Here is a 23686-nt window from a genome sequence, read left to right as displayed (position 1 = left end):
CCCGTTCTTCCCGCGTGCCGCTACCCGCGCGCGGCTATACGTAATCCTCCAGACGCGCCACGGTGAACCCCTGCCGCTCGATGCTGCGCAGCATGTTGGCGACCATCTTGGTCATCGTCGTGCCCTTGAGCTCCGAGGGCCCGCGGAAGTGGGCGAGGACGATGTCGCCGGGACGCAGTTTGTCGCCCTCCGCGTAGCGCATGTCGTTGATCTGCATCGTCACCTCCCACAGCAGCAGCGCCTTGACCCCGCAGCCGCCGGCCGCGGCGAGGGTGGCGTCGTTGTAATTGCCGTAGGGCGGACGGAACAGGGGCGGCTTGCCGCCGTACCGCTTCTCCAGGACATCCTGCTGCCCGCAGATCTCGCGGCGCTGGGCGTCGGCGGAGAGGGTGCGCAGGTTGGGGTGGGAGAGGGTGTGGTTGTTGATGGTGTTGCGGTTCCCCTCGCCGCGCAGTTGCTCGAAGTAGCCGTAGCCGGTCCCCGCACGGGCGATGTCGTCGGTGAGGAACATCGTGAAGGGCAGCTTGAGGTCCTTGGCCATCTTCACGAACTCCGGGTCCTTCTCCGCACCGTCGTCGAAGGTCAGGAAGACGACCTTGTCGCTGGTGGGAACGCGCCGGATGACCTTCGGCGCGGCGCCGGGCTTCGTTGCGTCCGTCAGCTTGGCGGAGGGCGGGGCCGGGGGCGCGGCGAGGGGCTTGTCGAGGCCCCAGCGGCGGTAGGCGGCGGCGTCGGGGGCGGCCGAGGGCGAGGCCGGGGCCGTCGATTCCGTACGGGGAGAGGGAGCGCCGGACGCCTTCTTGCCGCCATTCCCGCCGTTCCCGCCGGACGAACCGGAGCAGCCGGCGAGGAGGAGAGGCAGCAGGAGCGCGCCGGCGACGACAGCACGGGCGGATGTGCGGGCGGGTCGCGGGCCGGATATAGAGGAGCTCACACCTCCGATTGTTGTGCATGCGTTCGAGATGGGCAGCGGCGGCGGCCTGTCAGTGGGCTGGGCAAGAATGGCCGGGTGCCAGCACAGAACGAACCGAACGCAACCGCGGCCGTCACCGCCTTCACCGCCCTCCTCACGGAGGAGGGCCGGGGCCTGCTCGCCGAGCTGCGCGACCACGACCCCGCCAAGGAGCTGGCCACGGCGACCCGGCTGCGCCGCGACCACCCCGCGGAGCTCGTCTCGGCGGCGCTCGGCATGGCCCGGCTGCGGCAGCGGGCGGTGGCGAAGTTCGGCGCGGAGGACGCGTACCGGATGTTCTTCACGCCCAACGGCGTGGAGCAGTCGACGCGCCGCTCCGTGGCGGACTACCGCGCGGCCCGCTTCGCCGCGCTCGGCATCGGCTCGGTCGCGGACCTGTGCTGCGGCATCGGCGGCGACGCGATCGCGCTGGCCCGGCTGGGCATCCGCGTCCTCGCCGTCGACCGCGACCCGCTGACCTGCGAGGTCGCGCGCGCGAACGCGCAGGCGCTGGGGCTGGCGGATCTCATCGAGGTGCGCTGCGCGGACGTGGCCGACGTGGACACCTCGGGCTACGACGCGGTGTTCGTCGACCCGGCGCGGCGGGGCGGCCGCGGCCGCATCTTCGACCCCGAGGCGTACTCCCCGCCGCTGTCGTGGGCGATCGAAGCGGCGCGGAAGGCTCCGCACGCGGCGCTCAAGATCGCCCCCGGGGTGCCGCACGAGGCCGTCCCGGACGACGCGGAGGCCGAGTGGATCTCGGACGGCGGCGACGTGAAGGAGGCCGTGCTGTGGTTCGGCACGGCCCCGGGCGCGCGCCGGGCCACCCTGCTCCCGGGCGGGCACTCGCTGGTGGGGGCGGGACTTCCCGACCCGGCGGTACGGCCGGTCGGGCGGTATCTGTACGAGCCGGACGGCGCGGTGATCCGCGCGCACCTGGTGGCGGACGTGGCGGCGGAGCTGGGCGACAGCGGCCTGATCGACGAGACCATCGCGTACGTGACGAGCGACGAGCTGCGGGCCACGGACTACGCGTCGGCGTACGAGATCACCGACGTGCTGCCCTTCAACCTGAAGAAGCTGAAGGCGCTGCTGCGGGAGCGGAAGGTGGGGGTCGTGACCGTGAAGAAGCGCGGCTCGGCGATCGAGCCGGAGGAGCTCCGCAAGAAGCTGAAACTCGAAGGGGTGAACTCTTGTCTGATCGTACTCACGCGCGTCAACGGTTCCCCCAGCATGCTGCTGGGGCACCCCGCCCGGGCTTGACCCCGCATCAGCGACAACGGCGAACACCACGTTCACGGTCAGCGGCTGACACGGCTTTAACTCCTACGCTCGCCCCATGACCGAGAACGAGATCAAGCTCAAGGCCATCGCGGCGCTCACCGCCCTGCGCGGCGGCGTCGGGACGGACTACGTCTCCAGCCTGCTCGGCGAGGTCATCCCCGACGAGTTCATGGTGCCGGTCGGCGCGGAGGCGCGAGAGGTCGGGCTCGCCGTGCTGAACCAGCTCTCCGATCCGATGAGCGCGCTGATCAGCGGCTTGATGCTGGCCTTCGAGGCGGTCGCGGACGCGTACGACGAGACCGCGCCCGAAGCACCGACGGAGGAGATCCTGCAGACCCTCGCGCTCGAACTCGCGCGCGAATCCGACTGAGCTCGGCGGTTAGTCGGCGATCGGTCGTATTTCCTGCTGAACGGGCGTTGCGGTGGCCGGTTCGGCGCTAGCGTGCGTCGCGTCCGGGCACGGGGCGGGCTGCGGCGAGGGGCGGGGCAGGATGCTGAGCGAGGCACTGGCGGCGGTGGCCGCGGCGGGCGGCACGGCGGTCGTGCGGTCGGCGGGTACGGACGCGTGGAGCGAGCTCCGGCGGCGGGTCGCCCGCTGGTTCGGCCGCGGCGACGAGGCGCGCGAACGCGTGGAGCTGGAGCGGCTCGACCGCACGGCGGTCGCGCTGGAGGCCGCGGCGGCGTCCGGGGAGGTCATACGGATACGGGACCGCCAGGAGGCCGTCTGGCAGGACCGCATCGAGACGCTCCTGGAGGGCCTTCCGCCGGACCAGCGGGCAGGCGCGGCGGAGGAGTTGCGGGCGCTCGTGGCCGAATGCGGGGTGCCTTCGCAGGCGGCGGTGCCGGTGCCGGTGCCGGGGAATGCGCTCCGGGGGCCGACGGCGGCCCCCGGCCGGGTCAGTTGGCAAAGCCCTTGAGCTCTTCTGTCTCCAGCGTGACCCCTACAGGGTCGGGGATCTTGACCACGTCCCCGTAGGGATACGACCTGTGAGTCCGGTATTTGCCGTCGCGCGGCTCGCTGTAGACGACGACAGCCGAGTCGTCGCGGTCGACAAGAAGGTAGATCGGGATGCCCGCTCCCGCGTAGCCGTCGCGCTTCTCTTTGCGGTCACGCAGATCGGTGTCCGAGTCGTACGACGTGATCTCGACCGTCATCAGAACGGCGGCGGGATCGGCCCACTCTCCGCAACCGGCGAAGTGCCTTCGTGGCGCAAGGGCACCGTCGGGCCGCGCGCGCCCCTGGCGGTAGCTCTCGGTCTTCAGGCCCCGGTCCGGGTAGAGCCGCAGGTCGGGTCGCTGCTGCATGCACTGCTCAAGCAGCCACATATAGATCTCCCCGTGATCCCCGTCCGGCACAGGCTTGACCTCCAGCTTCCCGTTGATGAGTTCCAGCGTCACGGTTTCCGGCGCCGAACGGGCAATCTGCTCGAAGTCCTCGACGAGCATCTGCGGCCGACGGGCGTGCGTAGGGGTCATGGCGTCGCCTCCTCCCCTCCATGGTGCCTCTATGACGTGAGGCAGCTCCTGAACACTCACCTGGTGCTCCTTTCGAGGGTGCGGAGGTTTACGCGGATGGCATCGGCTCGGCGCTGGATTTCCGTCGGCGGAATGGCCTGGGGGACGTACGGGGCCGGTTCGCCGCGGCAGTCGCGGCAGAGGCCGCCCGGGAGGGCCTCCGGGCGGCCCGGAAGGCGGCAGACGGTGCACTCCAGGATGCGGAGGGTCCGCCCCGGCGGCGGCTGCGTCGGCCGCTCCGGCGGGAGCTTGTCCTGCAGGCGACGGCGCGCCAGCGCCGCCCCGTGGTGGACCTCCGGCGGCAGGCCGGCGGTGAGTTCCCGCGCGACGTGCGCCGGGGTCGAGCCCCTCGCCAGCCATTCCTCTGCGAGGGGCTCCAGCGCGGCGCAGTCCTTGGCGGACAGCGTCATGCGCGGGTCCATGCGGCCGGCCAGCGCGAGCGCCTCGTACGCCTGCGAGCGGGACGGTTTTGCCGCCGGTTGCGACGACGACTGCGGTTGACCTGGCGGCTTGGGCACGTTGCCCGCGTGGAGGTCCGCCCACCAGACGTCGTCCCGCGCCGTGCGCGAGAAGTACGTACGCGTCACCCAGTGCGTGCTGCCGCCGTCATCCTTGATCCGCTCCCTCACCCTGCGGAGATGGCCCGCGGCCGACAGGCGCCGGAGCGCGGTGAGGCAGGCCGCCTGGCCGTACGAGGGAAGGTGAGCCGCAAGGGTTTTCGCATCCATGGCCGCGCCTTCGGGCAGGCGGTCGATGAATGCGGCGATCGACGCCTCCCGGGGCGGGAGGTGCGCGAAGTCTTTGGCGGTGCGGCAGTGCTGGTCGGGGGCGCTTCGTTTGCCGTAGCCGGGCTTGGCCTGAGGGTGGGCGGTTACGGCACACGCGTCGGCGCTAGAGTTGGCCTCAGCCATGAGATCGCTGCCTATCACTCGATCTTGATGGTCAGGCCCCGGATAGGTGTTGGCGCACCTGCCGGGGCCGATTTGTTGCTGCGAACGCTAGAGGGCCGTGACGGTTCGTCGCAACCCGGTCGCCGAAAGTGAACTCGTGTGGTATGCGGGGCGGTTGGCCCCTCCCTCGCGCGATACGCGCGGAGGGAGGGTGGGTGGGTTATCTCCCCACCCATTCCATGGAAAGAGAGCTCGGAACTCGGCGCCCGGATCCCGAAGCGCACGCGTACGCCACGAAGGCCGCCCACGCGCTTGCGGGGAAGCACAGTTGGGCGCCGCGCATTCGCTTGGAGTCCCGAACCCGCACGGTGCCCCCTGCCGCCCCCACTTCAACGCAGTTATTGCCAGCAACGTCGGAGTAGCTGGACTTCCGCCAGCCACCTATACCACTCACAGCTCCTCCAGTAGCTTCTCGATGAAACGTGTCGACTCACTGGGGTCCATGGCCAACCGGCCCACCTCGGCATGGCGCTGAGCGAAGATGCTCACCCTCTCGAGATCCGCGTCCAGCGAACCCACACCGTTGGATTCCTGGTAGGCGATGCGCTGCCTGCTGGGCAGCTCCAGAACCACGAAGGAATCGGCGACGGGGCAACGCTCGGCAGGCATCACCTGAATCACCACGTTGCGCCACTGCCCGGCTTCCAGCAAGTGCCTCAGCTGACGCTTGTGGGCGTCCATGCTGCCGACAGGGTGGCGCAGGGGCAGCTCACCGATCACGAAGACGAACGCCACGGACCTCTTGTCCAGCAGAGGTTGGCGTCCCAGCCGCACCGCGACCCGCTCCTCGATCACCTCGTCGTCCTGCGGCGGCCACGCCATGTTGAGCAGCGTCCGCACCGTCTCCTCGGTCTGCAGCAGCCCCGGGACGAGCATCGGCTCGTACGAGCTGTGTGAGATCGCCTCCGCCTCGTACCGAAAGAAGTCCTCTCCCCGGTTCACCACCGGCTCCGGGCCCAGATAGTCCAGCATGGCAATCAAGTGGCCGTGCGCTCCGCACATTTCGTCGGTCACTCGCAGGAACCGCTCCGTCGGCCTCCGCCGACCCTGTTCCATCGATTTCACGGTCTCGAACTCATAGTTGGCCTCCCGTGCCAACTCCTCCCGCGTGACCCCCGCCCGCGTCCGCCAGAGCTTCGCCTGGTTTCCGCAAAGTCGCCAGGTCATCGGCGGTTGAGAGCCCATACTCGTCACCGCGCCCCACCCTCCCGTGAAGATCAACGGTACCCACGCGCCTCGTACCACGAAGGTTTCTCCCGAGGCTAACGACGGCCCATAACCCTAGGTAGCGTGAACAAGGAAATTCCGCCTCTCGGGGCGTACGTCATCGACACGCGGACCGACGAGGTCGGTCAAGTCATCACGTCCACAGGTGATTTGCTGCACCTGCGCCCGCCGGGCGGGGGCGACGCATGGGACTGCCCGGCCGAGGCGGCCGAGGTGACGTCCCTCCGCGTCTACCTGCGTTCCCGCGTCATCGAGGCGAACCGCAGGCGGAGGCTCGTGTGAGCGCCGCCGCGCCGGAGGAGCCGTCCGGGCACACCCCGGACGACCTCCGCGCGGCGGTCGCCGCGGCCGAGTCCCCGGACGCGGCCCACACCGCCGTCGCGGAGCTGGGCCGCGTTGCGGACGCCGGGGCCCCGGAAGCCGAGCCCCGGTGACCCCCGCAGCCTGCCCCCGATCCACCAGGTCGTCACGCCAGATCCGTCAGATCCTCCGCGTAGAACGTCGTCAGCGGCTGCGGCCCCACGTACTGCTGGCAGTTACACTGCCGCAGCTCGTACGACGTCGGCTTCTTCTCCGCGTCCCAGGCGACCGGAGTCTCCACCGACTCGTGGCACTTGCCCTGCTTGTCGTGCTTGGCCAGATGGTGCGTGCAGCCGCATATGGGCTGGGGCGGCTTGGCGGCGGCCTCCAGGGCCGCTCGCTCGGCGCGCTCCGTCTCCAGGAGCTCCAGCTTTCGCTCGTGGCGGGTGCGCAAGGCCATACGGGCGGTGTCGGCGACCTTGGTGAAGCCGCCCACACCGAAGAAGATCAGCACCCACCAGAGCCAATCCATGCCCGGCTCCTCCCCGCCATGCCGTCCGGAGCTCCAGAGTAAGTCAGGCAGCGGCAGCCCCGGCAGAACCGGACGGGCGCTCCAGGCGTCAGTCAATCGTGGCGCGATCATGCCCGATGTGGGTGATGCGCGGCATTCGGCACAGGGGGAAGGGTGTGACGGAACGTGGGCAACGACAGGCTCGCCGCAGGACACAAGGAACTGTCGGATCTCGTCCGCGATCTCGGCTCGATGGTGAAGCACCTCGAACGGAAGATCAGGCATCTCAACGAGCTGGTCGGTTCCGTCGGCACCGGCTGGCAGAGCGATGCCGCTTCCGCGTACAAGCAGCTGCAGAAGAGCGTCAACCAGGACGCGGCACGGATCGCGAAAGCACTGGTCCTCATCAAGGAGGCTGTGGAGCTGAGCCGGGACGGCTTCAGTGAACAGGATCTGGAGATCCTGCACCGGTTCCAGCGGATCCAGAAGTCGATGACCGACGCACGCGGTCCCTTCGACGCCGCTCATGCCACCCCTCCGCCACAGGGCGGCGCACCGCGCAGCACCCTCGACCAGTACTGACCGGGCCTGGCAATAGGGGGAAGAAAGTGACGGCAGACGACTCGATATCAGTCACCTTCAGCAAGATGCACGAGCTGTCGAGCGAGCTGGAGGCAGTTCTCAAAGACCTGAACGAAAAGCTGGAGGACCTTTACGGGCGGACCGAGAAGGTCGTGCTGACCTGGGAAGGAGAAGCCCGTGACATGTTCGTCGAAACCCTCGACAAGTGGGACCGGTCCATGCAGGACATGGAGGGTGCCCAGCGCTGGCTCCATGAGGTGGTCGTCACCGGGCACATCAATTACGCGGCCGCGCACAAGGCGGTCCTGAACGGCTGGGGAGCAGCCTGATGGCCGACGGCTCCGACAAGCTCCCCAGCGAAGCCGAACGCAAGAAGGAGCGCGAGGCGCTCAAGACGCCCCCGCCCAACAGCGGCGGTGGCTTCGACGTCAAACCCCAGCACATCTACTACACCTCGCTCCTGGTCAGGGACGACCAGTTCACCTACGACGGCAGTGCGAAGCACCTCGTGGACAAGCTCGGCGGGAAAGCACAGCTCGCCGGCCGCGGCAGCGGCCCGGACGCGTTCGCCGCCTCGTACGCGAAAGTGGCGAAGCGCTTCCTCGAAGTCTGGGCCAAGAGCGTGGTGAGCGTCGGGGGCGTGGCGGTCGGCCTGACGGTGACCGCGAACAACTACACGGCGGCGGACTGGTTCAGCAACAAGAAGATGTACGGCCCGCCGCCGCGCAGACAGCTTCCGGCCGTCATCAACAAGGAACCGCAGTACGGAACCGTTCCCGATCTCAAATGGCGGGGCACGAACGCCGATTCCAACAACGCCATCATCCGCGGAATCGGTCACATCCCGGATTTCCTCGCCGACTGCGTCGAAGAGGTCATCGACAAGGCCCTCCGGCTCGGCAAGATGTACGAGGTCACGCCCGGTGCGCACGCCTTCGAGGACGAACTGAAGGAGATCGCCGGCCACTGGAAGGAAGCCGGCCGGGCCGCCCTCAAGGCGGGTGACGCCTTCGCGGGGCACATCGGCACCATCACGGACACCCACAACAACGACTGGCAGAGCGCGATGCGGATGTTCTGCCAGAGCATCTGGGGGACCACGGCCTGGGGCGGCACCCGCTACGGCCAGGGCCACGACTGGCGCACCAACCCCGGCCTCGACCCGAAGGACCGCCGTCCGATCCTCACGGTCCTCGACGACACGGCCAAGGCCGTGGCGAAGGCGTGCACGGACCTGGTGGACGCCGCGACCAAGCTGACGGACGTCTCGGAAGCGGCGGCCATCAAGGCGGGCAAGGCCATGGTCAAGGACATGATCAAAGATTTCTTCACGCCGTCGTGGGACGACCTGCTCAAGCTCACCCCACCGACACTGGCCGTCGACCTGACGGCGAAGGCCGTCCTGTCCTTCCGCAAGCACATGGACTACGACGGCGTGAACGCGGCCGTCGACACGTACAACGAGACCGTCCACGGCATCTCCAAGACCCTCGACGGTCTGATGCCCGCGCTGGACGAGGCCCACCTCAGCGCCCCCTCCTTCCGGGCCGAGGAGGCCCGGGCCGAGGGTTTCGGCGCGCGCTCTCTCACGGAGTTCAAGAACACGCACACGTGGACCCAGCCGGGCGACACGGACCGCGGCGTCTTTCGCGTCGACCTCGCGGACACCGAGTGGATGGAGAACTCCCATACGCTGAGCAAGCACGTGGGGCTCGACGACGACCAGCTGGCGCAGCGGCTGCGGGACGACCTCAAGAAGCCGCCGCGACCGGGTACGGAGTGGCCCTACGGCCAGCCGAAGATCGGAAACGCCTCCAGCTTCCACGACATCGAATCGGCACAGCAGCTGACCCGGTACACCATCGATAAAAATTCCGACAAGATCAAGGAATGGCTCGCCCTGGATGACAGCAACCGCCCGAAGAAGCTGGAGATCGGTGTCGACACGACCCCCTACGGAACGAGCGGCCGCAGCATCGACAGGCACGAGATGAAAAATTCAGAATTCCCCTCCGATAAGGCCGAGGATGTCACTGGAGTCAGGGCTGACCTCCTCTACAACAAGGACACGGATCCCCCTTTCACCGTCATGACGTCCATGCCTGTCAAGAGCGAAAAGAACGGAGGGTGAGTTCCTTTGACCACCATGGACTACATCGAGTACTTCAGGTTTGAGGGAGCCCGGACCCTGCTGTCCGCGTACGAGCTCGAGGGGGTGCCGGACGACGAGGCCGAGTGGCAACGCGGTCTGGCGCCGATGCTTCGCGCCCTGTACGTCGCCGGGGAGGGGAACGGCAGGACGCTCTACGAAGTCGCTCATCAGCTGCGGATGGCTGCCGACCTCTTTGCCGTGCACCTGAGCGACGAAGCGGAGATGCCGCACGCCCTGAAAAGGATTCCCGTGGCTGTCACCCGGGAGCGGACGCCCGCTGCGCTGCGGGACATCGCCACGTACGTGGAGAACTGGCACAAGACAAAAATGTTCACCACACGTCCCGGCCTGTCCGAACTGCGCTACCGCTTTCCCCGCCTCCGGCAGGTGCTGACCATCTACTTCGGCCAGGACGGCCTCGCCTACGAAGGTGAGATGGAGGGCACGTCCGAGGACGAAGGCGTCCGCATGTGGATCAACGACGTGCATCCGCATTGCGTCTGGAGGCTCCCGGGCGTCGTCGCCGAGTGCTACGAAGCCCTCACCCTCTTCACCGACGAGGACTCCCTCGACAGGTTCCTCACCCGCCTCAACATGGGAAGCGGCTACATGCCCTGGCTGGAGTTCCTGCCCATGTTCGCCCAGGAATGCATCAATCACATGCGTGAGCACCACCCGTCCGGCGAGTCCCTCACCCTGCCCTGACCCCCCGACCAGCAACGAGCAAAGGAGTGCCGTGCGGACCCGAGCCGCCACCTATCCCGACCGCCAGACCGCCCAGTGGTGCACCCAGCAAGTCGTGACCCGCAACGAACAGGCCATCCACCAGTGGCTCGCGCAGGGCACCCGGCAGCGGCTGGCCATCGAGGCGGCCTGGCCTTCGCGTGAGGAGCCCGTCGGGCGCGTGCTGCTGCAGGCGATGATGCTCGCCGGGCGCGAGGCCGTCGACGTGCGCGCCGCGCGCGTGGTCCTCAAGCGGGACCCCTCGCGTCCCCACGGCTTCACCGTGCACGCCACCTTCCCGATCTACCTGTAGAGGCCACGTCCGCATGTCCCTCAAGCCGCTCGAACACGACCGCAAGTACGGCGAGCTGGATCAGGTCCTCCGCGCTTATCTCGGGCAGGCCGCCGACGACACCCCCGAGCACAGGAGTGCCGCCCTCGACGCCTACCTGCGCCACACCTGGCACACCCGCCCCTGGGCCATCCCCATCGCCGAGGAGCAGGTGCGCGCCTACGCCGAGAACCCTCCCGGCCGGCTGCGCCTCCGCCTCGGCGAGTTCTACCCCATCCCGGACGTCGGTCTGGAGGACGCCGAGATCCAGGAGTGGCTCCGCACCGTGGCGGCCCACCTCAAGCAGAGCGTCGAGTCCGGTGACGTGCCGCCGCCCGGCGCCCCGCAGACCCACTGGGAATGGCACGCGCGCTTCCCGGAGACCGCGCAGTTCCTCGGCGGGTGGTACTCGCAGGACATGCCGGAGGAGTTCGAGGACCACGACGCCGCCCTCAACGACTACGCCGACAGCACCGACCCCGCCCTCGTGGCGCGTCTCGCCGGAGAGCTGCAGGAACTGCTGGCCCTGCCCCTGGACGAGGGCGACTACGCCCTCGCCGTCGCCGAACTCGGCATGGAGGTGGACCCCCCGGCACCGTACTCCCCGAGCGGCTGGCTGGTGCTCGTCGCCGAGCGGCTCAGCGCGCCCCGCCGCTGAGGGAGCGGAACCAGCGGCGGTGGGTCAGGGCGGTGGCCAGGCCGTACGCGCCCGCTGCCGCCAAGGGCGCCGTCAGGCCCCACGCGTAGGCCAGGGCCGAGCCGTCCTTCGGGGCGTCGGCCGCCGTCAGGACCTCCGTGACGAACGCGGCCCCGGCCGCCACCGCACCCGCGCACGGCAGCAGTGACATCAGCAGCCAGAACCACACGCGGCCGTCCGCCCCGAAGCCCGCGTCACGCACCGCGTCACGGTCCAGGGCCGTCCACAGGCGAAGCCGCCGCCGGGCTTCCTTCCCCGTCCGGAGCCCCGCGCGGATGCCCAGCAGTGCCGGGACCAGTGCCCCCGCCGCCAGGATCAGGTACGCCGCCGCGTAGACGTAGGAGATCCCGCCCTCGGTCGCGGACTTCAGGCCCAGGACCGCGAACGTCCAGCCCAGCATGACCACGACCGTCAGCAGCCACCCCAGCAGCAGGCGGCCCGGCGACAGCATCTTCCCTATGAGGGCGTCCAGCGCCCTCTCCCGGTCCGCCAGCACGGCTTCTCTGTCCGGCCACGTGCTCAGGTGCCATGGCGGCGGTGGTGGGGGAAGGCTCACGACTCGTACAGGTTCTTCTTGCTCATCTCGTGGACGTGGTCGTGGTCGTGCGAGTGGGAGTGCCCGCCGTGGTCCTCCTCCGCCGGCACATGCGTCTCCGTCACCGGCAGCGAGCTGTCCGCCGACAGCTCCCACGACGACGCCGCACGCCCCCGCGCCACCATCTCCGCGCCCAGCGCCGCGACCATCGCCCCGTTGTCCGTGCACAGCTTGGGCCGCGGCACGCGCAGCGTGATGCCCGCGTCCTCGCAGCGGCGCTGCGCCATCGCCCGCAGGCGCGTGTTCGCCGCGACGCCGCCGCCGATCATGAGGTGGTCGACGCCCTCGTCCTTGCAGGCGCGGACGGCCTTGCGCGTGAGGACGTCCACGACGGCCTCCTGGAACGACGCGGCGACGTCCGCGACCGGCACCTCCTCGCCCGCCGCCCGCTTGGCCTCTATCCAGCGGGCCACGGCCGTCTTCAGGCCGGAGAAGGAGAAGTCGTAGAGGGGGTCGCGGGAGCCGGTGAGGCCGCGGGGGAAGCGGATGGCGTCCGGGTTGCCCTCGCGGGCGTAGCGGTCGATGACCGGGCCGCCGGGGAAGCCGAGGTTCAGGACGCGGGCGACCTTGTCGAAGGCCTCGCCGGCCGCGTCGTCGATGGTCGAGCCGAGCGGGCGGACGTCGGAGGTGATGTCGGGGGCGAGCAGCAGGGAGGAGTGGCCGCCGCTGACCAGCAGGGCCATCGTCGGCTCGGGCAGCGGGCCGTGCTCCAGCTGGTCGACGCAGATGTGGGAGGCCAGGTGGTTCACTCCGTAGAGCGGCTTGCCCAGCGCGTACGCGTACGCCTTCGCCGCCGAGACGCCGACGAGCAGCGCGCCCGCGAGCCCGGGGCCCGCCGTGACCGCGATGCCGTCGAGGTCCTTCGCGGAGACACCGGCCTCGTCCAGCGCGCGCTGGATGGTCGGGACCATCGCCTCCAGGTGGGCGCGGCTCGCCACCTCGGGGACGACGCCGCCGAAGCGCGCGTGCTCGTCGACGCTGGAGGCGACCGCGTCGGCGAGCAGCGTGTGCCCGCGGACGATGCCGACGCCGGTCTCGTCGCACGAGGTCTCGATGCCGAGGACGAGGGGTTCGTCAGCCTTGCGAGCCATGGGTCATTCCTTGCACTGCGGAGAGGGGATCGGAGAGGCGCATCACGAGGGCGTCGACGTTGCCGGGCTGGTAGTAGCCGCGGCGCACGCCGACCCCTTCGAAGCCGAAGCGTTCGTACAGGCGCTGGGCCCGGGTGTTGTCGACCCGCACTTCGAGGAGCACCTCGCGGCACTCGAAGTCGGTCGCGGCGGTCAGGAGCTCGCGCAGGAGCCGGGAGCCGAGGCCGGTGCTCCAGTGCTCCTGGGCGACGGCGATGGTCTGGACGTCGCCGGTGCCGTCGATCGCGGCCAGGCCGGCGTAGCCGACGACACGGCCGCCCGCGCTGCCGGAAGCCTCTTCGGCAGCTCCGGCAGCCTCTTCGGCGACCACGTAGCGGCGCGTCGCGCCCGGGCCGCGCGCGTGCGCCAGCTCCGACCAGAACAGCCCCTTGGACCAGGCGTCGTCCGGGAAGAGCGCGCGCTCAAGCTCCAGCACCGGCCCGATGTCCCACCAGCGCATCTCGCGGACACGCACGTTCGTGGTCACTTGGGGGTGACCACCTTGTAGTTGGCGGGCACCTGGGCGTCGGGGCGGCGCAGGTAGAGCGGCTGGTCCGGGAGGAACTCGCCGCCCGTGCGCAGGCGCTCCGCGGCGAGGGACGCCAGGGCCCCGGCCGACTGGTGCTCGGGCAGGTCGGCCCGTACGTCGGTGAAGGCGTCGGGGTAGAGCACGGCGCCCGCGCCGACCACCGTCAGGCCGGCCAGCTTCTCGGTGAGGTCCGCCGGACGGTCCACGGCGGGCTCGGTGACGCGGGTACGGGCGTCCGCGTACCGCGCCCAGTAGACCTCCTTGCGGCGGGCGTCCGTCGCCACGACGAACTCGCCCTCCAGGCCCGCCTGCCCGGCCGCGTACGCGATGCCGTCGAGCGAGCACAGGCCGCGGACGGGCACGCCGAGCGCGGCACCGAAGGTGGCGGCGGTGACGATGCCGACCCGCAGGCCGGTGTACGGGCCGGGGCCGACGCCCACCACGATGTCCGTGACGGCGTCCAGCTTGTGGCCCGCTTCGCGGAGCACCCGGTCGACGGAGGGAAGCAGCAGCTCACCGTGCCTGCGCGCGTCGACCTGACGCGCTTCGGCGACGACTTTGTCGCCGTCGTGGAGGGCTACGGTGACGGCGGGCGTGGCGGTATCAAGAGCGAGCAGCAGCACACTGACAGCCTACGGCGCGCGGCCCGCGGCTCGCCGGGGGGCGGCGGTGCGGCGTGCCCGTGCGGGCGGCTCCGGCGGCGTGGTGCGCGCGCGGCTCCGGCGGCGTGGCGCGAGCGCCGCTTCGGCGGCGCGGAACGGGTGGCCGCGGGTGCTACGGTCACGGCAACGCCGTATGCGTATGTACGCACGAAGAGATACGTGCGCGGGATGCGTACGCAGGAAGAGAAGGGTTCGCAGCCGTGGCACGCAGCAGCTCGGGGGTCATCGTGGCCGCGCTCACCGCGGCGGCCCTCGCGGGAGTCGGATTCCTCGCCTTCCAGGCCGAGGCCGCGCCCGACAAGCCGCAGGCCTCGCACGCGAGCGCCTCCGGCGAGGCCAAGGACAAGGGCAAGGACGGCGCGCCGGGCGACGACGGCTCCGGCGGCGGCTCCGGCAAGGACGGCGGCCAGGGACAGGAGAAGGCCGTCCCCGACGTTCCCGCGGGCTCCGGCACGGGGCAGCGGGTCGTCTACGCGCTCGGGCAGAAGCGGGTGTGGCTGGTCGGCGCGGACGGCAAGGCGACCCACAGCTTCGAGGTCGCGCCCAGCGCGGTGAACCCGCAGCCGGGCCCCTACAAGGTGACCTCCCGGGACGCCACGGGCACCGGTTCGGACGGCAAGGCCATCGAGCACGTGGTGCGGTTCCACCAGAACGCGGCGGGCGTCGTCTTCGGCTTCAGCGCGGCGGTGGACGGGTCGCTGCCGGATCCCGCTTCGGGCACCAAGAAGACGGGTGCGGTGCGGGAGAGTCCTGCGGACGGGCGGGCGATGTGGGACTTCGCCGTCAACGGCACGAAGGTCGTCGTGGTCGCTTAGGGGTTCCCCCTGCGCGACCCGGTCCGGGGCTGCGCCCCGCCCCCCTCCGCCCTGACGCGCGTCGTCCTCAATCTCCCCCAGCTACCGCTGGGAGGTGCCCCCAGACGGGCTGAGATTCAAGCGGCGTCCTGCTCGTCTCTGCGCGGCGCCGTGCTCGCCGTCTTACGCGGCGTCCTGCTCGCCGTCTCCCTGTGCCTCCGGTGACCGCGGCGGTTTCGACACCGCGTCCGCCGCCGCGCAGGAAGCCAGCAGGTCACGCATCGAGGTCGGGACCGCGGTCGGGGCCGGGATCGACGGAGGCCTCTCCTCCGAGGGCTCCGAGCGGAGCTCGGTCGGCGGCTGCGGCTGCTCTGGTGCCGGCATGGTGCCTCCTGGGGGGCATCTGGGCAAGGTTAGGTAGACCTAACCGTGTCTCTGCCTACCATGTGACCACGCCCGCAGCCGCCGATGCAACATCTTGCCGACGGCTTGTCGGAACGTACAGCGGCGTGCGGCAGCGCGCCCTCAGCCGAGCTGCGACAGGTCCGCGCCCGCCCAGCGCGCCCCCACGCCGGTCACCCGCACGCTCCGCACGTCGTCCGTGTCCTCCGCCGCGTGGGCCACGTCCGCCGCGTCCGCGGCGCTCGCGCCGACCGCCCGGTGGATGACGACGTGCAGCCGGTCGTCGGAGAGCTCCTCGACCTTGCCGTCGCCCCACTCCACGACGACCACGGACTCGGGGAGGGAGACGTCGAGGTCCAGGTCCTCCATCTCGTCCAGGCCGCCGGAGAGCCGGTACGCGTCGACGTGGACGAGGGCCGGGCCGCCGGAGAGGTGCGGGTGGACGCGGGCGATGACGAACGTCGGGGAGGTGACCGCGCCGCGGACGCCGAGGCCCTCGCCCAGGCCGCGGGTCAGGGTCGTCTTGCCCGCGCCGAGCTCGCCCGTGAGCAGCACCAGGTCGCCGGGGCGCAGCAGGCCGGCCAGCCGGCGGCCCAGGTCCCGCATGGCGTCGGCGGTGCTGACCGTGAGCTCTGCGCTGGTCTCGGCAGGCGTCTCGGCAGGCATCGGGGTCTCCGGGGCGGCGGCGGTCGTCTCAGGCTGGGCGCTCATATCCGCCGATGGTACGGGGCCGGGCCGCCCCGGCGCGTAGGCCCGCACGCGCCCCGGCGCGTTTCAGGCGCGGCCGCGCGCCCCCGCCGCCGCGCGCTGCCCGCGCTCCAGCGCCCCGCCGTCCGCCGCCGCGGCGAGCAGGTCACCCAGCTGGGCGATGACGACCTCGGGCCGCTCCAGCATCACCAGGTGGCCGGTGTCCTCCAGGAGGACGAGCCGGGCGTCGGGCAGGGCCTCCGCGATGGCCTCGCTGTGCTCGCTCGGCGTGAGCAGGTCCTTGTCGCCGGCCACGACGACCACCGGCAGGTGCTCGAAGGCGCACAGCGCCTCCCGCTTCTCGTGCTCGGCGAAGACCGGGTAGAACGCCGCGACGACGTCGACCGGCGTGGCCTCGATCAGCCGTTCCGCGAAGCGCACGACCGCCGGGTCCACGTCCTTCGAGCCGAAGGAGTACCAGCGGAGCACGCCCGCGAACAGGTCGGCGGTGGCCCGCCGGCCCTTCTCGACCAGCTCGGGCCGGGTCGCCATCAGCTTGAACGCGCCCGGCAGGACGAGCCGCCGCACCAGGCTCATCCCGGCGGCCGGCAGCCCGTACGTGTTCTCCGCGAGCCCGCCCGAGGACGTGCCGAGGAAGGCCGTGCCGACGACGCGCTCGGCGATCAGGCCGGGGTGCTGCGCGGCCAGCGCCATCGTCGTCATGCCGCCCATCGAGTGCCCCACGAGCAGCAGCGGCCCCTCGGGGGCGGCGGCGTCGATGACGGCCCTGAGATCGCGGCCGAAGAGGTCGATGGAGACCGCCTCCGTACGGCTGCGCTCGGAGCGGCCGTGGCTGCGCTGGTCCCAGAAGACCGCGCGGACGCCGGCGGCCCGCAGCGCGGCGCGCTGGAAGTGCCAGGAGTCCTGGCTGAGGCAGTAGCCGTGGCTGAAGACGACCGTGAGGGGCGGGGCGGCGGGCGCGCGCCGGCCGCCGAACAGCCTCCGGGAGGCGGAGCCGGCGGCGGGCGCCTCCTCGCCCGGCTCGTCCACCTCGTAGTACAGCCGCGTGCCGTCCTCGGCGACCACCGTGCCCGGCGTCCCCCGCAGCGTCCCGTACGGGCCCGCCGAGTCCAGGGCCAGCCGCGCCTTGCGGCGCATGCCGCGCCCGACCGTCAGCCGCTCGACCGCCACGCCGACCGCGGCTCCCGCGGCCAGGACGCCCAGCGCCGCGCCCGCGACCCCCGCACCGCGCCGCCAGCCGCCGCCCGCGCCCTGCGCCGCGCCGCTCCCGACGATCGCCTCGATCGCCCCGGCGGCCTCGGCCGCCGCTGTGCCCGCGCTCCCGCTGTCCCTGCTCATCGCGCGCCCCCGTGTCCCCGTTCCGGCATGTCCACGTCCGCGTACTCGTCGTGCTCGTGCGCCTGTCCGTATCGGTGTCCGGCGCCCTGCCGGACCTACCCGGACTTACCCGGTGTATCCGTCCGCGTTCTCGTCCACGTTCTCACCGACGTAGACGCGCGGCACCCGATGGGAGATGCGCGTGACGACCTCGTAGGCGATCGTGCCCGTGGCACGCGCCCAGTCCTCGGCGGTCGGCTCGCCCCGGTCGCCCGGCCCGAACAGCACCGCCTCGTCGCCCACGCGCGCCGTGTCGCCGCCCAGGTCGACCACGAACTGGTCCATGGCCACCCGGCCCGCCACCGTCCGCCACTTGCCGCCCACCAGCACCGGGCCCGTGCCCGAGCCCGCGCGCGGGATGCCGTCCGCGTAGCCCACGGGAACGAGGGCGAGGGTCGTGGGGCCGGGGGTGACGTAGTGGTGCCCGTAGGAGACGCCGTGGCCGCCCGGCACCCGCTTCACCGACGCCAGGTACGCCGACAGGGTCATCACCGGCTTCAGGCCGAAGTCCTGCGGCGTGCCGACCTCGGGGCTCGGCGACACCCCGTACATCGCGATGCCCGTCCGGACCAGGTCGAAGTGCGCCTCGGGGATCGTCAGGGTCGCCGGCGAGTTGGCTATGTGCCGCACCTCGGGCTCGACGCCCTGCCGCTCCGCGTACGCCACCGCGTCCTGGAAGACCCGCAGCTGGGCCCGGATGGACGGGTGGCCCGGCTCGTCGGCGCACGCGAAGTGCGACCAGATGCCGGTCACCTTCACCAGGCCCGCGTCCTCCGCCTCGCGCGCCGTGGCGATCAGTTCCGGCCAGTCGTCGGGCTGGCAGCCGTTGCGCCCCAGACCGGTGTCGATCTTCAGCTGGACGCGGGCGGGACGGCCCGCGGCCCGTACGGCCTCGCAGAGCTCCGCGAGCGCCCACACCCCGCTCACCGACACGTCGACGTCCGCCTCGACGGCCTCGCGCCACGGCCCGCCCGGCGTCCACAGCCAGCACATCAGCCGGCCCGTGTCACCCGCCGCGCGCAGCGCCAGCGCCTCGTCCGGCGTCGCCGTGCCGACCCACTCGGCGCCGGCCTCGCGCGCCGCGCGGGCGCACTGCACCGCGCCGTGGCCGTAGGCGTTCGCCTTGACCACGGCCATCAGCTGCGACCGGGGCGCGCGGGCCTTGAGCGTGCGTACGTTGGCCCGCAGCGCGGCCAGGTCGACCAGGGCACGGGCGCGCATCGGGGTCTCGCGGGCGCGGAGCGGAGTCTCGTTCATCCACGTCAGTCTCTCAGGACGGCCGGGGAGGGGGTGGGGGGTGGGGCTCAGGCTGTCATTTCGGGGGGCTTTTCCGGGGCGCCCCGGGTGCCGTTTCGGGGGCGTGAACGGCGCACCGTTGTGAGACTGAGGGCATGAGGACTGCCTACAGCGTCGAGACCGTACGGGCCGCCGAGCGCGCGCTCATGGCCCAGCTCCCCCACGGCGCCCTGATGCAGCGCGCCGCCGCCGGGCTCGCCGCCGCCTGCGCCGGCCTGCTCCGGCGCGTGTACGGGGCGCGGATCGCCCTGCTCGTCGGCAGCGGCGACAACGGCGGCGACGCCCTCTTCGCCGGCGCCCGGCTCGCCCGGCGCGGCGCCGGGGTGACCGCGGCGCTCCTGAACCCCGAGCGGGCGCACTCCGAGGGGCTCGCCGCCCTGCTCGCCGCCGGCGGACGCGTCGCCTCCGCCGAGGCCGCGGACCGGGCCGTCCGCAGCGCGGACCTCGTCGTCGACGGGATCGTCGGCATCGGCGGCAAGGGCGGCCTGCGCCCCGACGCGGCCCAGCTCGCCCGGGCCGCGTCCGACAGCGGCGCGGTGATCGTCTCCGTCGACCTGCCGAGCGGCGTCGACGCCGACACCGGCGAGGTACGGGGCACGGCGGTGCGCGCCGACGCGACCGTCACCTTCGGCTCGTACAAGCCCGGGCTCCTCATCGACCCGGCGCGCGAGCACGCGGGCGCGCTGCGGCTCGTCGGCATCGGCCTGGAGCTGCCGTCCCGGCCGGACGTCGAAGCCCTGCAGCACGCGGACGTCGCGGCGCTGCTGCCGCGGCCGGAGGCGGAGAGCGACAAGTACCGGCGGGGCGTCGTCGGCGTCGTCGCGGGCTCGGCCCGCTACCCCGGCGCGGCCGTCCTCGCCGTCGCGGGCGCCCTGCACGGCGGCGCGGGCGCGGTCCGCTACGCGGGCCCCGCCGCGGACGCCGTGATCGCCCGCTTCCCCGAGACCCTCGTCTCGGCCGGCCCCCCGTCGAAGGCGGGCCGCGTCCAGGCGTGGGTCGTCGGCCCCGGCCTCGGCGACGGCACGGACGCCCGGCAGGCGCTGGAGGACGTCCTGGCCTCGGACGTCCCCGTGCTCGTGGACGCGGACGGCCTGCGGCTGATGTCGCCGGACGCGGTACGGGGCCGGACCGCGGAGACCGTGCTGACCCCCCACGCGGGTGAGGCGGCCGCACTGCTGGGCGTCTCGCGCGAACGGGTCGAGTCGGGACGGCTGGCGGCGGTCCGCGCCCTGGCCGAACGCTTCGGCGCCACGGCCCTCCTGAAGGGCTCCACCACCTTGATCGCAGCGGCCCCGGGCGCACGGGGGCACCACACGGTGCGGGTCAACCCCACGGGAACGCCCTGGCTGGCGACGGCCGGGAGCGGCGACGTGCTGTCCGGCTTGACGGGGTCACTGCTGGCAGCGGGGCTGTCGGGGCGGGACGCGGCATCGGTGGGGGCGTATCTGCACGGGCTGGCGGCGCGGGAACTGGGGGACGCGCCGGTTACGGCGGTGGGGGTGGCGGAGGAGCTGCGGGGGGTGTGGAGGGGAATGCTCACCTCCGGTCGGTGAGGAGGGTCAGTTCGCAGCCGTCCGCGAGGGCTTCCTGGTTGATGACGGGGCCGGGGTGGCGGACGAGGATCTTCAGCGGCCCCAGGCCGGCGAGGGGGGCCAGGTCGAGAGGGTCGTCGTCCTTGATCATGGGGTCGATGAGGCGGAGGTCCTTGAGGCCGGGGTAGGCGCGGTGCACGTCGCCCAGCCCGGCGAGGCCGAACGCCTCGGTGAGGTTGAGCTCCTGCACCTGCGGTACGGGGGCCGCCTCCGCAAGGGTCCTCAAGTCCTCGCCCCAGACCCGCAGGGACCGCAGGGCCGGAAGGGATTCCAGGGCGAGGTGCTCGCGGTAGCCACCGGACGCCCGGAACGCCAGTTCCTCCAGGCCGGTAAGCCTCTCCAGCCCCGAGAACAGCGAGAGGAGAGAGGGGCCCGCCCCGAGGTTCAGACAGCGGAGCCCGGAGGGCAGCGGAAGCTCCCGGGAGCGCAACCCGTCCATCGAGATCCGCCCCGACAGCGTCAGTTCGCGCAACCGCGGCATGCGCCGCAGCGCATCGAGGCCGTCGAAGTACTCGGCCAGCCACACGTGCAGACTCCGCAGGGCCGTCGTGTCCAGCGCATCCAGGTGGAGGAGGCGCCCGAAGTCGACCGCGCGCAAACCCCGCAGCGGCGGGCACCCGCGCAACACCCGCAGGTCCACGGTCTCGCCGTGCCCCCAGAACGTGACGTGTTCGAGCACCGGCGTGGCCAGGTCCGACAGATCGCCGCCGGCCGGCCAGTCCCGTAGCTGCACCCGCGGCCGCCCTCCGAGCCGCTTGAGCGCGGCGAGGTGCTCCTCGGTCTTCACCACGAAGTCGAGCCCGTCCTCGTACGCCAGCCGTCCGATCACCGCCTCCGCGTAGGACTCGGTCCCGAACCGGTCCCAGGCCCACGCGAGCTGCGCCCGCACCTGCTGATGCGGGTGATCCACGTACCGCGAAAGCAGTGGCACCGCCTTCTCGTCCGCCACCGTCGTCGCCGCGACCACCACCGCGTGCGCGACCTCGTCCGTGAGGCCCTCCGGGCCGGGGAGGAGGTCCAGCACCACCTGCCCCGCCGCCGCCAGCTCCTTCGCCGATTCCAGATCCCGCGGAGGCACCAGCTCCCCGGCGGCCTTCTCCACCCGCGCGCGGACCTCCCAGTCCACCTCCGTCGCGTGTTCGAGGCAGGCAGCGGCCAGCAAATGGAGACGGGCACGATGACCCGCCTCCTTGTCGCCCCGCTCCAGCAGCATCCGCAGCAGCTCCGCGCGGGCGCGGGGCGGAGCGTGCCCGACCGCCATCCGCAGCACGTCCTCCCACTGCGCGTCGTGGGCGTGGTTGACGAGGACGTCGAAGTCCCAGTCGTCCACGGCGGCCCGGGCGCCCAGGTAGTCCTGGAAGGTGCGGTGGATGAAGTCGAGGGTCTCGGTCGTGGGGCGGCGCAGCAGGCCGCTGCGCAACACCAGATGGCGCAGGATGTCCTCGGCGCCGCCCCGGGCGGCCACGGCCGGCATGGCGGGGAGGGCCCGGTCGAGGATCTCGACGGCCTTGTGCCACTCGATGACCGAACGGCCGTTGCGGATCAGCCAGTAGGCGATCTTCTGCAGCAGGGCGACCTGCTGGGCGTGCTCCAGCTCCGGCCCGTCCGCCCCGGTCATCACGCCGCGCTCGCGGTCACGCCGTACGAGCAGAAGCTCCAGGGCGGCGCGGTAGAGCTCCATGCGGCCGTGCGGGAGATAGCCCTTGCGGGAGCGGTTGAGGGCGCAGATCAGGGCGCACATCAGGGGGTTGGTGGCGAGCATGCCGAGGTCGCGCTTGGTGACGACGGCGGTGGTGAGGGCGTCGCGGAAGGCGCGCAGCGGTTCGTGGTGGCGGGCGCCCGCGGCGTCGTGCCAGCGGCCGATGAAGGAGATGACGTCGCCGCGGCTCATGGGGAGCAGTTCCAGTTCGGCGAAGCCGGCGTCGGCGAGCCAGCCTTCCCGTACGGCGGAGGGGCGGGTGGTGATGACGTAGCGGGCGTCGGGGTAGGCGGCGAGGAGGTCCTTGACCCAGGCGAGGGTGCGGCGGCGGTCGGCCTCGGGGACCTCGTCCACGCCGTCGATCAGCAGCAGGGCCGTGCCCTCGGTGAGCCGGCGGGTCACCCAGCCCTGCGCGGCGGGCAGGCCGGCGAGCGGGCCGGCGGCCGTGGCCAGGAACTCCTCGGGCTGCGGGAGTTCGCCGCGGCGGATGAGCGTGCGGAGGGGCAGCGTGAGCGGCATGCAGCCGCTGAGGTGGCCGAGGCCGGGCGGCAGGTCGCCGCGGGCGGTGAGGGTGGCGAGCCACTGCAGCAGCGTCGTCTTGCCGGAGCCGGCGGCGCCGCGCAGGAGGACGCGGCGGCGGCCGGCGAGGGCTTCCTCGGCGCGTTTCGGGGAGGGCGTGGAGTTCTCGGCGGCCCACTCGTCCGGGCCGCGCGCCTCGGCGTAACCGCTGCTCTGCGCGCCGCCGCCGGTGAGTTCGAGACTCAGGTACGCGGCGTCCAGGGGCCAGGTCTCGCCCTCGCCGTCGGAGAGGGTCAGGCCGATGATCGTCAGTTCGCCGGACTTCTCGACGACGTAGGCGCGCAGGCGGCGTTCGAACTCCTCGATCTCCAGCCGGCGCGGGGAGGCGAGGGAGCGGGACTCGGGCTTGTGCCCTTCGAGCAGGCACGCGCTGAGGAAGGCGAAGTCCTGCCAGAGCGTGGCCGACGGGGTGACCGTGAGGCGGCCGTGCCGCCAGCCCTGCGGGTCGGCGCAGACGACGCCCGCGAGCAGGCCTTCCACGAAGACGGCGGCGCCGGACATGCCGGCCCAGGGCGAGCCGCCGTCGGCGGGCGGGAGCGGGGGGCCGTGCTCGCTGTCGAGGGCGTGCCGGCCGCTGAGCAGGTTGCTGCCGGGTTTGAGGGAGCCGACGACCTGCTCGGTGTCGAGCTCGCCGGCCGCGTCCCGCTGGACGTGCGGGAAGCCGACGGCCTGGGCGCCGGACCAGACCCGCAGGTCGTAGGCGCGGCCCCAGACGAGGGGCGCGAAGGCCGCGGCGACGTCCCCGGGGACGAGGTCGCGCTCGCCGACGAGCAGGGCGACGTCGCACCGCCGGTTGTCGTCGCGCGCCCACACCACCCTGCAGCGCACCTGGCCGGTTCCGCCGGGGACGATCGCGCGCGGGTGCGCGCAGTCGCCGATCACGTGTGCGGCCGTCAGGACGAGGTTCGGGGCGAGGAGGTAGCCGCTGCCCTGACTGCGTCCGAAGACCGCTGCAATGCGTTCCTTCGCCGGGTGCACCCGTATCCCGTCCGATCCCCTTACGACTCCCGTACGACCGCGGTTCCGCTCCCGTACGACCGCGTTTCCGCCAACCGACGATACGTCAGGACTGCTGTGATGAGAGGGGGTTCCGTGGAAG

28 protein-coding genes are annotated in these 23686 nt (G+C 71.9%); 13 read left to right on the top strand and 15 right to left on the bottom strand.

Annotated elements, in window-relative coordinates; translation table 11 throughout:
* Positions 1 to 34 precede the first annotated feature (34 nt).
* Entirely contained in the window at positions 35 to 934 is a 900-nt protein-coding gene (locus ACOTKD_RS26550; protein ID WP_424891500.1) for a polysaccharide deacetylase family protein, read from the bottom strand.
* 75 nt (positions 935 to 1009) lie between these two features.
* Here ACOTKD_RS26550 and ACOTKD_RS26545 point away from each other — a divergent pair, with 75 nt between their 5' ends.
* The 3 genes from ACOTKD_RS26545 to ACOTKD_RS26535 all read left to right on the top strand — a co-directional run bounded on the left by ACOTKD_RS26545 (position 1010) and on the right by ACOTKD_RS26535 (position 3153).
* Complete coding sequence (locus ACOTKD_RS26545) at positions 1010 to 2215, top strand: class I SAM-dependent methyltransferase (RefSeq protein ID WP_424891499.1); 1206 nt, start codon at positions 1010 to 1012, stop codon at positions 2213 to 2215.
* A gap of 76 nt (positions 2216 to 2291) precedes the next feature.
* A complete protein-coding gene (locus ACOTKD_RS26540; RefSeq protein WP_302861688.1) occupies positions 2292 to 2606 on the top strand; it encodes a hypothetical protein in 315 nt (104 codons plus the stop codon).
* 121 nt (positions 2607 to 2727) lie between these two features.
* Complete coding sequence (locus ACOTKD_RS26535) at positions 2728 to 3153, top strand: hypothetical protein (protein ID WP_424891498.1); 426 nt, start codon at positions 2728 to 2730, stop codon at positions 3151 to 3153.
* On the opposite strand, the gene ACOTKD_RS26530 is transcribed toward ACOTKD_RS26535, so the two are convergent.
* The 4 genes from ACOTKD_RS26530 to ACOTKD_RS26515 form a co-directional block, all read right to left on the bottom strand.
* Complete coding sequence (locus ACOTKD_RS26530; RefSeq protein ID WP_424891497.1) at positions 3134 to 3712, bottom strand: Uma2 family endonuclease; 579 nt, start codon at positions 3710 to 3712, stop codon at positions 3134 to 3136. The two genes, ACOTKD_RS26535 and ACOTKD_RS26530, sit on opposite strands and share 20 nt — an antisense overlap.
* A gap of 56 nt (positions 3713 to 3768) precedes the next feature.
* Positions 3769 to 4662, bottom strand: a complete 894-nt coding sequence (locus ACOTKD_RS26525) for a hypothetical protein (protein ID WP_424891496.1) — start codon at positions 4660 to 4662, stop codon at positions 3769 to 3771.
* 199 nt (positions 4663 to 4861) lie between these two features.
* Positions 4862 to 5095: a DUF397 domain-containing protein gene (locus ACOTKD_RS26520; RefSeq protein WP_424891495.1), complete on the bottom strand. Its 234-nt coding sequence runs from the start codon at positions 5093 to 5095 to the stop codon at positions 4862 to 4864.
* The gene (locus ACOTKD_RS26515) at positions 5092 to 5868 is read right to left on the bottom strand and encodes a helix-turn-helix domain-containing protein (RefSeq protein ID WP_424891494.1); all 777 of its coding nucleotides are present in this window, start codon (positions 5866 to 5868) and stop codon (positions 5092 to 5094) included. The genes ACOTKD_RS26520 and ACOTKD_RS26515 overlap by 4 nt, the downstream gene beginning before the upstream one ends.
* Positions 5869 to 5991: 123 nt before the next feature.
* Between ACOTKD_RS26515 and ACOTKD_RS26510 the strand changes: the two genes are divergently transcribed.
* On the top strand, positions 5992 to 6210 hold the full coding sequence (locus tag ACOTKD_RS26510) for a hypothetical protein (RefSeq protein WP_424891493.1): 219 nt from the start codon (positions 5992 to 5994) through the stop codon (positions 6208 to 6210).
* A complete protein-coding gene (locus tag ACOTKD_RS26505; RefSeq protein WP_424891492.1) occupies positions 6207 to 6362 on the top strand; it encodes a hypothetical protein in 156 nt (51 codons plus the stop codon). The genes ACOTKD_RS26510 and ACOTKD_RS26505 overlap by 4 nt, the downstream gene beginning before the upstream one ends.
* Positions 6363 to 6394: 32 nt before the next feature.
* Here the strand turns inward: ACOTKD_RS26505 and ACOTKD_RS26500 are convergent, their stop codons facing one another.
* Positions 6395 to 6760: a hypothetical protein gene (locus ACOTKD_RS26500; RefSeq protein WP_424891491.1), complete on the bottom strand. Its 366-nt coding sequence runs from the start codon at positions 6758 to 6760 to the stop codon at positions 6395 to 6397.
* Positions 6761 to 6925: 165 nt separating this feature from the next.
* Between ACOTKD_RS26500 and ACOTKD_RS26495 the strand changes: the two genes are divergently transcribed.
* The 6 genes from ACOTKD_RS26495 to ACOTKD_RS26470 are packed head-to-tail and all read left to right on the top strand — an operon-like array spanning position 6926 to position 11185.
* Positions 6926 to 7321: a WXG100 family type VII secretion target gene (locus ACOTKD_RS26495; protein WP_424891490.1), complete on the top strand. Its 396-nt coding sequence runs from the start codon at positions 6926 to 6928 to the stop codon at positions 7319 to 7321.
* Between the two features lie 26 nt (positions 7322 to 7347).
* On the top strand, positions 7348 to 7650 hold the full coding sequence (locus tag ACOTKD_RS26490; protein ID WP_424891489.1) for a WXG100 family type VII secretion target: 303 nt from the start codon (positions 7348 to 7350) through the stop codon (positions 7648 to 7650).
* Complete coding sequence (locus ACOTKD_RS26485; protein ID WP_424891488.1) at positions 7650 to 9452, top strand: RNase A-like domain-containing protein; 1803 nt, start codon at positions 7650 to 7652, stop codon at positions 9450 to 9452. Before ACOTKD_RS26490 ends, ACOTKD_RS26485 begins: the two co-directional genes overlap by 1 nt.
* Positions 9453 to 9458: 6 nt before the next feature.
* Positions 9459 to 10178, top strand: a complete 720-nt coding sequence (locus ACOTKD_RS26480; protein ID WP_424891487.1) for a hypothetical protein — start codon at positions 9459 to 9461, stop codon at positions 10176 to 10178.
* Positions 10179 to 10209: 31 nt separating this feature from the next.
* Positions 10210 to 10509, top strand: coding sequence for an RNase A-like domain-containing protein (locus ACOTKD_RS26475; RefSeq protein WP_424891486.1), 300 nt, complete (start codon positions 10210 to 10212; stop codon positions 10507 to 10509).
* A gap of 13 nt (positions 10510 to 10522) precedes the next feature.
* Positions 10523 to 11185, top strand: coding sequence for a contact-dependent growth inhibition system immunity protein (locus ACOTKD_RS26470; RefSeq protein ID WP_424891485.1), 663 nt, complete (start codon positions 10523 to 10525; stop codon positions 11183 to 11185).
* Here ACOTKD_RS26470 and ACOTKD_RS26465 read toward each other — a convergent pair.
* From ACOTKD_RS26465 to tsaB, 4 genes are read right to left on the bottom strand one after another with little or no spacing between them, the layout of a single operon-like run.
* Entirely contained in the window at positions 11166 to 11720 is a 555-nt protein-coding gene (locus ACOTKD_RS26465; RefSeq protein ID WP_424891484.1) for a hypothetical protein, read from the bottom strand. The two genes, ACOTKD_RS26470 and ACOTKD_RS26465, sit on opposite strands and share 20 nt — an antisense overlap.
* A gap of 56 nt (positions 11721 to 11776) precedes the next feature.
* On the bottom strand, positions 11777 to 12910 hold the full coding sequence (gene tsaD / locus ACOTKD_RS26460) for a tRNA (adenosine(37)-N6)-threonylcarbamoyltransferase complex transferase subunit TsaD (RefSeq protein WP_424891483.1): 1134 nt from the start codon (positions 12908 to 12910) through the stop codon (positions 11777 to 11779).
* Entirely contained in the window at positions 12894 to 13409 is a 516-nt protein-coding gene (gene rimI / locus ACOTKD_RS26455) for a ribosomal protein S18-alanine N-acetyltransferase (protein WP_424891593.1), read from the bottom strand. The genes tsaD and rimI overlap by 17 nt, the downstream gene beginning before the upstream one ends.
* A 23-nt stretch (positions 13410 to 13432) precedes the next feature.
* Positions 13433 to 14101: a tRNA (adenosine(37)-N6)-threonylcarbamoyltransferase complex dimerization subunit type 1 TsaB gene (gene tsaB, locus ACOTKD_RS26450; RefSeq protein WP_424891482.1), complete on the bottom strand. Its 669-nt coding sequence runs from the start codon at positions 14099 to 14101 to the stop codon at positions 13433 to 13435.
* 239 nt (positions 14102 to 14340) lie between these two features.
* Between tsaB and ACOTKD_RS26445 the strand changes: the two genes are divergently transcribed.
* Positions 14341 to 14955, top strand: coding sequence for a hypothetical protein (locus ACOTKD_RS26445; protein WP_424891481.1), 615 nt, complete (start codon positions 14341 to 14343; stop codon positions 14953 to 14955).
* 162 nt (positions 14956 to 15117) lie between these two features.
* Here ACOTKD_RS26445 and ACOTKD_RS26440 read toward each other — a convergent pair whose 3' ends face one another.
* The 4 genes from ACOTKD_RS26440 to alr form a co-directional block, all read right to left on the bottom strand.
* Entirely contained in the window at positions 15118 to 15318 is a 201-nt protein-coding gene (locus tag ACOTKD_RS26440) for a hypothetical protein (protein WP_424891480.1), read from the bottom strand.
* 141 nt (positions 15319 to 15459) lie between these two features.
* Positions 15460 to 16002 carry a tRNA (adenosine(37)-N6)-threonylcarbamoyltransferase complex ATPase subunit type 1 TsaE gene (gene tsaE / locus ACOTKD_RS26435; RefSeq protein ID WP_424891592.1) on the bottom strand — a complete coding sequence of 181 codons (543 nt, stop codon included), beginning with the start codon at positions 16000 to 16002 and terminating at the stop codon, positions 15460 to 15462.
* A gap of 108 nt (positions 16003 to 16110) precedes the next feature.
* Positions 16111 to 17382 (bottom strand): alpha/beta fold hydrolase, encoded by a 1272-nt coding sequence (locus ACOTKD_RS26430; RefSeq protein WP_424891479.1) that lies wholly within the window; start codon positions 17380 to 17382, stop codon positions 16111 to 16113.
* 105 nt (positions 17383 to 17487) lie between these two features.
* Positions 17488 to 18678, bottom strand: coding sequence for an alanine racemase (alr, locus tag ACOTKD_RS26425; protein WP_424891478.1), 1191 nt, complete (start codon positions 18676 to 18678; stop codon positions 17488 to 17490).
* A 134-nt stretch (positions 18679 to 18812) separates the two neighbouring features.
* Between alr and ACOTKD_RS26420 the strand changes: the two genes are divergently transcribed.
* The gene (locus tag ACOTKD_RS26420) at positions 18813 to 20270 is read left to right on the top strand and encodes an NAD(P)H-hydrate dehydratase (RefSeq protein WP_424891477.1); all 1458 of its coding nucleotides are present in this window, start codon (positions 18813 to 18815) and stop codon (positions 20268 to 20270) included.
* Here the strand turns inward: ACOTKD_RS26420 and ACOTKD_RS26415 are convergent.
* Positions 20254 to 23565, bottom strand: a complete 3312-nt coding sequence (locus ACOTKD_RS26415; RefSeq protein WP_424891476.1) for an NACHT domain-containing protein — start codon at positions 23563 to 23565, stop codon at positions 20254 to 20256. The two genes, ACOTKD_RS26420 and ACOTKD_RS26415, sit on opposite strands and share 17 nt — an antisense overlap.
* Between the last annotated feature and the right edge of the window lie 121 nt (positions 23566 to 23686).

Source organism: Streptomyces sp. XH2 (genome assembly GCF_049725035.1).
Classification (GTDB): domain Bacteria; phylum Actinomycetota; class Actinomycetes; order Streptomycetales; family Streptomycetaceae; genus Streptomyces; species Streptomyces roseoverticillatus.
This window is presented reverse-complemented; position numbering and strand designations above follow the sequence as displayed.

What these genes read in the sequence shown, in the direction of transcription:
- tsaD (WP_424891483.1), bottom strand. Translation starts at nt 12,910, where the DNA reads ATGGCTCGCAAGGCTGACGAACCCCTCGTCCTCGGCATCGAGACCTCG.
- ACOTKD_RS26500 (WP_424891491.1), bottom strand. Translation starts at nt 6,760, where the DNA reads ATGGATTGGCTCTGGTGGGTGCTGATCTTCTTCGGTGTGGGCGGCTTC.
- ACOTKD_RS26470 (WP_424891485.1), top strand. Translation starts at nt 10,523, where the DNA reads ATGTCCCTCAAGCCGCTCGAACACGACCGCAAGTACGGCGAGCTGGAT.
- ACOTKD_RS26525 (WP_424891496.1), bottom strand. Translation starts at nt 4,662, where the DNA reads ATGGCTGAGGCCAACTCTAGCGCCGACGCGTGTGCCGTAACCGCCCAC.
- ACOTKD_RS26440 (WP_424891480.1), bottom strand. Translation starts at nt 15,318, where the DNA reads ATGCCGGCACCAGAGCAGCCGCAGCCGCCGACCGAGCTCCGCTCGGAG.
- ACOTKD_RS26430 (WP_424891479.1), bottom strand. Translation starts at nt 17,382, where the DNA reads ATGAGCAGGGACAGCGGGAGCGCGGGCACAGCGGCGGCCGAGGCCGCC.
- rimI (WP_424891593.1), bottom strand. Translation starts at nt 13,409, where the DNA reads ATGCGCTGGTGGGACATCGGGCCGGTGCTGGAGCTTGAGCGCGCGCTC.
- ACOTKD_RS26420 (WP_424891477.1), top strand. Translation starts at nt 18,813, where the DNA reads ATGAGGACTGCCTACAGCGTCGAGACCGTACGGGCCGCCGAGCGCGCG.
- alr (WP_424891478.1), bottom strand. Translation starts at nt 18,678, where the DNA reads ATGAACGAGACTCCGCTCCGCGCCCGCGAGACCCCGATGCGCGCCCGT.
- ACOTKD_RS26485 (WP_424891488.1), top strand. Translation starts at nt 7,650, where the DNA reads ATGGCCGACGGCTCCGACAAGCTCCCCAGCGAAGCCGAACGCAAGAAG.
- tsaE (WP_424891592.1), bottom strand. Translation starts at nt 16,002, where the DNA reads ATGCCTGCCGAGACGCCTGCCGAGACCAGCGCAGAGCTCACGGTCAGC.
- ACOTKD_RS26540 (WP_302861688.1), top strand. Translation starts at nt 2,292, where the DNA reads ATGACCGAGAACGAGATCAAGCTCAAGGCCATCGCGGCGCTCACCGCC.
- ACOTKD_RS26530 (WP_424891497.1), bottom strand. Translation starts at nt 3,712, where the DNA reads ATGACCCCTACGCACGCCCGTCGGCCGCAGATGCTCGTCGAGGACTTC.
- ACOTKD_RS26535 (WP_424891498.1), top strand. Translation starts at nt 2,728, where the DNA reads ATGCTGAGCGAGGCACTGGCGGCGGTGGCCGCGGCGGGCGGCACGGCG.
- ACOTKD_RS26515 (WP_424891494.1), bottom strand. Translation starts at nt 5,868, where the DNA reads ATGACCTGGCGACTTTGCGGAAACCAGGCGAAGCTCTGGCGGACGCGG.